The organism is Thiohalorhabdus sp. Cl-TMA (genome assembly GCF_041821045.1).
Classification (GTDB): Bacteria; Pseudomonadota; Gammaproteobacteria; order Thiohalorhabdales; family Thiohalorhabdaceae; genus Thiohalorhabdus; species Thiohalorhabdus methylotropha.
In genome coordinates this window covers 269,451-276,091 of record NZ_JBGUAW010000008.1, presented here as the reverse complement: position 1 = coordinate 276,091, position 6,641 = coordinate 269,451, and the positions used below count along the sequence as shown (strand labels likewise).

3 protein-coding genes are annotated in these 6,641 nt (G+C 70.4%); 2 read left to right on the top strand and 1 reads right to left on the bottom strand.

Annotated features, from left to right (window positions below; translation table 11 throughout):
- Positions 1-73: 73 nt before the first annotated feature.
- Complete coding sequence (locus tag ACERLL_RS13315; protein ID WP_373656577.1) at positions 74-1,483, bottom strand: YdgA family protein; 1,410 nt, start codon at positions 1,481-1,483, stop codon at positions 74-76.
- A gap of 189 nt (positions 1,484-1,672) precedes the next feature.
- On the opposite strand from ACERLL_RS13315, the gene ACERLL_RS13310 reads away from it, so the two are divergent.
- Both ACERLL_RS13310 and ACERLL_RS13305 read left to right on the top strand, forming a co-directional pair.
- The gene (locus tag ACERLL_RS13310) at positions 1,673-2,830 is read left to right on the top strand and encodes an efflux RND transporter periplasmic adaptor subunit (protein ID WP_373656576.1); all 1,158 of its coding nucleotides are present in this window, start codon (positions 1,673-1,675) and stop codon (positions 2,828-2,830) included.
- Positions 2,827-5,928 carry an efflux RND transporter permease subunit gene (locus ACERLL_RS13305; RefSeq protein ID WP_373656575.1) on the top strand — a complete coding sequence of 1,034 codons (3,102 nt, stop codon included), beginning with the start codon at positions 2,827-2,829 and terminating at the stop codon, positions 5,926-5,928. The genes ACERLL_RS13310 and ACERLL_RS13305 overlap by 4 nt, the downstream gene beginning before the upstream one ends.
- The last annotated feature ends 713 nt before the right edge of the window (positions 5,929-6,641 follow it).

The window sequence follows — 6,641 nt, the reverse complement described above, 5'->3', positions numbered from 1 at the left end:
AGCTGGATGTGGTGTTCACCTTCTTCATCCACTTCGCCCTGATTATCGAGGCCTTATTAAGCGTTAACAGGCCCTAGGGAACGGCTGATCCGCCGCCCAGCGCGCCGCCGAGATTCAGGGGCCGGCCGTTGATGGTGAGGGTGCCCCGGTTCCAGGCCACCTTGGAAATGAACCGCTCTCCTTCGGCCTCCAGGAAGCCGAAGGCCTGCATCATGCCGAGGCGCTGGCTAACCGAGCGCTCCACCGCCCGCTCCATCTGTACCGGATTGGAGCGCGGCCCGGCCTCCTTCCGCAGCTGCTCCCGCGCCCGGTCCTCCAGGACCCCGATGACCAGGGATTTCCCTGCCCGTATCTCGGCCTCGGCCTCCAGCTCCTGGAGTAGTACGGCGGGGTCGTCCAGCGCCCGCTGGGCCTTACGGCCATCCCCCGTGTAGCGGGCGCGGGCGGTGCCGCGGAAGTCGCCGCCCGGCGCCTTGAAAGACAGCTCGGTGAGGGCGAGCTCCGGGGAGGAATCCAGGAAGCGGGGCAGCATCTCGCGGAATATGGCGAGCCCCTCGGCGGCCATGGCTTCCTCGGAGAGATTCCCCGTGTCCAGCGCGCGAAAGCGCCGGCTGATCTCCTGATAGGCGGCGGCGTCCAGCCGCCGAAGCTCCACGCCGAGTCGGGCGTCCCGAAGCTTGCGGTCGTCGGTCCGGGCCTGTTCGGCACGCAGCTCGCCGGCCAGGGTCAGGGAGTCGCCGTCCTCCGACAGCTCTGCCTGCTGGGTATAGTCCAGCTCGGCCAGCTCCAGGTGGTGGAGGGCGTCCGCGTCGGCATCGGGGAGCGCCATCTCGAAATGCGCCGCGGAGAGGGTGCTGTCCCCGAGCCACAGATCCGGGGCATGGCGCCGGAAATCGGAGCGCAAGGCCACGTCCTGGAGGCGCAGCCGGCCCTTGTCGTCCGAGACGCGCAGCTCCGGGACCTTCAGCCGCAGGGAGCCCTCCCCGCCATGGAACCGGCCCTCGCCGCTGAGACCGCCCCACTGGACCCGGGTGTCCGGGGCGCCGCGCGGGCTGCCCTTGAAGGCGGGCGAGGAAAGCACCAGGCGCTGGTTGCCGCCGAGGCCGATGGTCAGGTCCGCCGTAAGCGGGGCCCGCTCCCCGAAGTAGTGCGCGGCCGCTTTCCGGGCCTCGCCCTCGAGCGCGGGGGTGGTGGTTACCCGGGCCAGCGCCGGATTGGTCGGGGTGGGGCCATGGACGATCTGGTGGCCCAGGTGCATGGTAATCCGTTCACCGCCCGATTCCACGGTCAGCTCCGATTCCGCCTCCGCCCCGAGCCAATGGCGCTCGTAGCGTACCAGCCGCAGATCCACCTGGGGGTGCTCCGACACCGACCGCAGGTTTTCCCGGAAGGCCTGCTCCGCCCGCATCCCCGTAAAGTACGGGACGGCCGCCCCCGCCCCGCCGAGCACCACCAGGGCACCCGCAACCAGAGACTTTCTCATTTGCCGCTCCTTGCTTCGCGGAAGATTCCCGCCCACGAATCCCCTTTTCGGGCGGAATGTTGGCCACATAGTAGGCCGGGCCGGCCCCCGGAGCAACGCGCGTCCTTTCCCTTCGAGGAAAAATCCCCCATTCTTGGGGCCTGACCGTACGGTCAGCCCTGAAACCCCTGATTTATCGGGAGCCCCCGGATGCCCCTGCCGAAATTGCCGCGCTCCGTGCTCGTGGCCACGCTCATTGCCGTTGCCCTGGTGCTCTGGATGGCCAGCGGCCTGATTCTACCCGGCAAGGCGGATCGGAATGGCGAGAATGATCCGGGAGCGGATATCCGGGGCGCCCTGACCGTCCAGGTGCGCGGCCAGACCGCCCGTCCCGTGACCCGCTACATAATCAACCAGGGCCAGACGGAGACGGAACGGCTGGTGACGGTACGGGCCGAGACGTCGGGGCGGGTCGCCGAGGTGGCGGCACCCGAGGGAAGCCGGGTGGCGGACGGCCAGGTGCTCGTCCGCCTCGCCATGGACGACCGCGAGGCCAGGCTCCGCCAGGCGCAGGCGCTGGTCGACCAGCGGGAAACGGAATTCGAGGCCGCCAAGCGGCTGGGAAGCGGCGGCTTCCAGGCGCGCTCCCGGGTGGAGGAGGCCGAGGCCGCCCTGGAGCAAGCCCGCGCCCAGCTCGCCCAGGTGCGCGAGGACATCGCCAATACCGAAATCCGGGTGCCGTTCGCCGGCGTCCTGGAGCAGCGCGCCGTGGAAGTGGGCGATTACCTGCGACCCGGCGATCAGGTGGCGCAGGTGGCCGACCTCGATCCCCTGATCGTCTCGGTACGGGTCGCCCAGCAGCGCATTGGCGAGGTGCGCCGGGGCCGGCCGGCGGAGGTTCGGCTGGTGAACGGGCGCACGGTGAAGGGCACCATCCGCTATGTGGCCCGGACGGCGGACGAGGGCACCCGCACCTTCCGGGTGGAGGTGGCCGTGCCCAACGCGGAGGCGGCCAGCCCGGCCGGCATGTCCGCGGAGGTGCGCATCCCCGTGGGGCGCGTGGACGCGCACTTCCTGTCCCCGGCGCTGCTGACCCTGAACGACGAGGGGGAGCTGGGCGTGAAGACCGTGGAGGGCGAGAGCCGGGTCGCCTTCTATGCGGTTTCCCTGGTTCGCTCCACCGCCGACGGCGTCTGGGTCAGCGGGCTGCCCGAGAAGGCGCAGGTGATAACGGTGGGCCAGGGCTTCGCCCGGGAGGGAGAAACGGTCCGCCCGGTTCCCGCGCCCCGTTCCGGGGTGCCCATTCCGGAGAAGGCCCCCGAAGGCGGGCCGTTCCTGCCCGAGGTCCCGGGGGCGCGCCCGCAATGAACGCCCTGATCGCCGCGGTTTTCCAGCGTTCCCGCACGGTACTGCTCGGTTTCCTGCTCCTGCTCGGGTTCGGGGTGGTGGCCTACCAGTCCATTCCCAAGGAGGCGGAGCCGGACGTGGCCATTCCGGTGGTGTTCGTCTCCCTCCTCCACGAGGGCATCTCCCCGGAGGACGCCGAGCGGCTGCTGCTCAAGCCCATGGAGAAGGAGCTGCAGTCGGTGGAGGGTCTGGACGAGATGCGGGCCGTGGCCATGGAAGGCTACGCCTACCTGCGTCTGGATTTCGAGGCCGGGCTCGATCCGGACGCGGCGGTGCGCGAGGTGCGGGAGCAGGTGGACCAGGCGCGGCCGGAGCTGCCCCCGGAAACCGAGGAGCCGGTGGTCCAGGAGGTGGATACCAGCCTCTTCCCGGTACTGACCGTGGGCCTGTCCGGCCCGGTGGCCGAGCGCACCCTGGTTTCCTTGGCCCGCACCCTGCGCGACGAGCTGGAGTCCCTGGGCGGGGTTCTTGAGGTGAACATCGCCGGCATGCGCGAGGATGTGCTGGAGGTCCTCGTGGATCCGCTGGTGATGGAGACCTACAACCTTTCCTACGAGCAGCTCTACCAGCTCATCCAGCGCAACAACCAGCTCGTGGCCGCCGGCGCCATGGACACCGGCGCGGGGCGGCTGGTGGTCAAGGTGCCGGGGGTGCTGGAGACCTTCGAGGACGTCATGCGCCTGCCGGTGAAGTCCCTGGGCGGAACCACGGTGGCCTTCGAGGACGTGGCCACGGTGCGGCGCACCTTCAAGGACCCCGATTCCTACGCCCGGCTCGGCGGGCAGCCGGCCCTGGCCCTGGAGATCCGCAAGCGCAGCGACGCCAACATCATCGAGACCGTGGCCGCCGCGCGCTCCGTGATCGCCCGCCAGAGCGCCGGCTGGCCCGGGACGGTGCAGGTGGATTATCTCCAGGACAAGGCCGAGGACGTGCGCGGCCTGCTAGGCGACCTGCAGAACAACGTGCTCTCCGCCGTGGTGCTGGTGATGATCGTGGTGATCGGGGTGCTGGGCGTGCGCTCGGGAATCCTTACCGGGCTGGCCATCCCCGGCGCCTTCCTGACCGGGGTTCTGGGCCTGTGGCTGCTGGGCTCGGACATGAACATCGTGGTGCTGTTCACGCTGATCATGGTGGTGGGGATGCTGGTGGACGGTGCCATCGTGGTCACCGAGCTCGCCGACCGCAACCTGGGCGCGGGCATGGCGCCGCCGGTGGCCTATCGCGCCGCGGCGCAGCGCATGGCATGGCCGGTGACCTCCTCCGTGGCCACCACCATGGCGGTGTTCGTGCCGCTGCTGTTCTGGCCGGGGGTGGTGGGCGAGTTCATGCGCTACCTGCCCATCACGGTGCTGCTGACGCTGGCCGCCTCGTGGCTCATGGCCCTGGTGGTGCTGCCGGTGCTGGGCGGGGTGCTGGGTCGTGGAGGCGGCGGCAGCGGCGCCGGCCTGGGTCCGGCGGGCGAAGGGGCGGTGGGCCGCTCCTACCGCCGTCTGCTGGCGCACGCGGTGGTCCGTCCCGGCCTGGCCCTGGCCGCGTCCCTGGCGGTCCTGGCGGCCGCTTTCGCCGGCTACGCCTTCCTCGGCAAGGGGGTCACCTTCTTCGCCGACGTCGAGCCGGATATGGTCCAGGTCCAGGTCCGGGCGCGCGGCGACCGCTCCCTGGAGGAGAAGGACGTCCTGGTACGTCAGGTCGAGGAGCGCGTGCGCCAGGCCGCGGGCATCGATTCGGTCTACACGCGCACCCTCAATGCCTCCGAGGCCCGTCAGGATCCCAACCTCACCGAGGACGTGATCGGCGTGCTCAGCGTGGAGCTGGCGGAGTGGAGCGCCCGGCCGCCGGCCGCCGCCATCATCGGCGAGCTGCGTGGCCGCACTCGGGACCTGCCGGGCCTGCGCATCGAGGTGCGCAAGGAGGAGCAGGGCCCCAGCCAGGGCAAGCCGGTGCAGCTCGAGCTGCGTGCCGAGGAACCGGAATACCTGGAGCCCGCGGTGGAGCGGGTGCGCGTGGCCATGGCGGAAACGGGCGGCTTCGCCGACGTGGAGGACAGCCGCCCCGTGCCCGGCGTGGAGTGGCGGCTGGAGGTGGACCGCCAGAAGGCGGTGCTGTACGGCGCGGACGTGGCCCTGCTGGGCGCGGCGGTGCAGATGGTCACCAACGGCTACCGCGTGGGTGCCTACCGCCCCGAGGATACCGACGAGGAGGTGGACATCCGGGTGCGCTTCCCCTTCGGCGAGCGCAATCTGGAACGGCTGCAGCAGCTCCGGGTGCCCACGGAGCGGGGCATGGTGCCCATCGGCAACTTCGTGGATCTCCACCCGGGGCCCAAGGTGGGCACCATCGAGCGTAAGGACGGCCAGCGCATGCGCACCGTGTCCGCCGACCTGGAGCCGGGGCGGCTGGTGGCGGAGCGAGTGGCGGCCCTTCAGCGCACCCTCGGCGAGGACGGCCTGCCGGGCCCGGTGAAGATGCGCGTCGCCGGCGAGGACGAGGACCGCCGGGAGGCGGCGGGCTTCCTCTCCACGGCCTTCGTCACCGCCGTCTTCCTGATGACCCTGATCCTGGTGACCCAGTTCAACAGCCTCTACCAGGCGGCGCTGGTGCTGTCCGCCATCGTGCTGTCCTCGGCGGGCGTGCTCCTGGGCCTGCTGATCCGGGGGGAGCCCTTCTCCGTGGTGATGAGCGGCGTGGGCATGATCGCGCTCGCCGGGGTGGTGGTGAACGACAATATCGTGCTCATCGATACCTACAACGCGCTCCGGGCGGAGGGGCAGCCCCCGGTGGAGGCGGCACTGGGCGCCGGCACCCTCCGCTTCCGCCCGGTGGTGCTCACCTCCGTGACCACGGTGCTCGGCCTGCTGCCCATGGTCTTCGAGGTGAACCTGGACATCCTCCATCGCAACCTGGAGATCGGCTCGCCCTCCACCCAGTGGTGGGTGCAGCTCGCCACTTCCATCGCGGGCGGACTCACCTTCGCCACCCTCCTTACCCTGGTGGTGACCCCCGCCCTGCTGGTACTCGGGGCCCGGCTCGGCGCCCGGTTCGGAAGGGCCGGAGACTGAGGTTCCGGGCTGCCTCTCCGGTGCTCCAGCGGATGGTGGCGAGCATGCGCACCATGCCCCCATACCGCCCGCCCACTCGGTGACGGTGCGCCGCCATTGCAGGTGGTGCGGTAGCTTACCGGGATCCGGGACCATGCCGAGGCCGGTGGAGGGGAACCCGGCCCCTTCCCCAAAGAGCAGCAGATGCCCAGGGAGGCCAGGGCCATCAGGGCGGGCAGGTGCATGAGCGCTCCCGCTGCGTCCTATTCTGCACCGTAGACCCGGCCGCACCACCGTCGAAATGGGGAGGCTCCCAACCGTGGGCTGCCGCTCGGTTCGGTGTTTTGCACGCTTCCTTGTCGGTCCCTGTCCGCCCATCCCCCGCGGCATCCGCCTGTCCGGGGACTGTTCATTTTCCCGACGCGATTCCGCCATTCGCCCGCACCCCCGTCCGGAGAACCCCTAACCGGCTTTTGTCCCGCGCAGCCGGATAGTTGTAGCCCCGCACCGCCGGGATGGGCCCGGGCCGCTGGGGGAGAGCCGGCGGAGGCTAGGGGGCCGCCCTGTCTTGTCGCTCTACACAGACCGCCTACCTTGGAAATCAAGGAGCGGACACCGGGGGGCGCCGGGACAACCGCTCCCCGCCACGCGCCCGGGGCCTGTCCGGGCGCCCGCGCCGCCATCCGGCCAATACGGCAGAGACCGAACCACCATGGGAATGATCAAGAGAAAAG

Coding starts and splice junctions, on each gene's coding strand:
- ACERLL_RS13315 (WP_373656577.1), bottom strand. CDS start 1,483: ATGAGAAAGTCTCTGGTTGCGGGTGCCCTGGTGGTGCTCGGCGGGGCG.
- ACERLL_RS13310 (WP_373656576.1), top strand. CDS start 1,673: ATGCCCCTGCCGAAATTGCCGCGCTCCGTGCTCGTGGCCACGCTCATT.
- ACERLL_RS13305 (WP_373656575.1), top strand. CDS start 2,827: ATGAACGCCCTGATCGCCGCGGTTTTCCAGCGTTCCCGCACGGTACTG.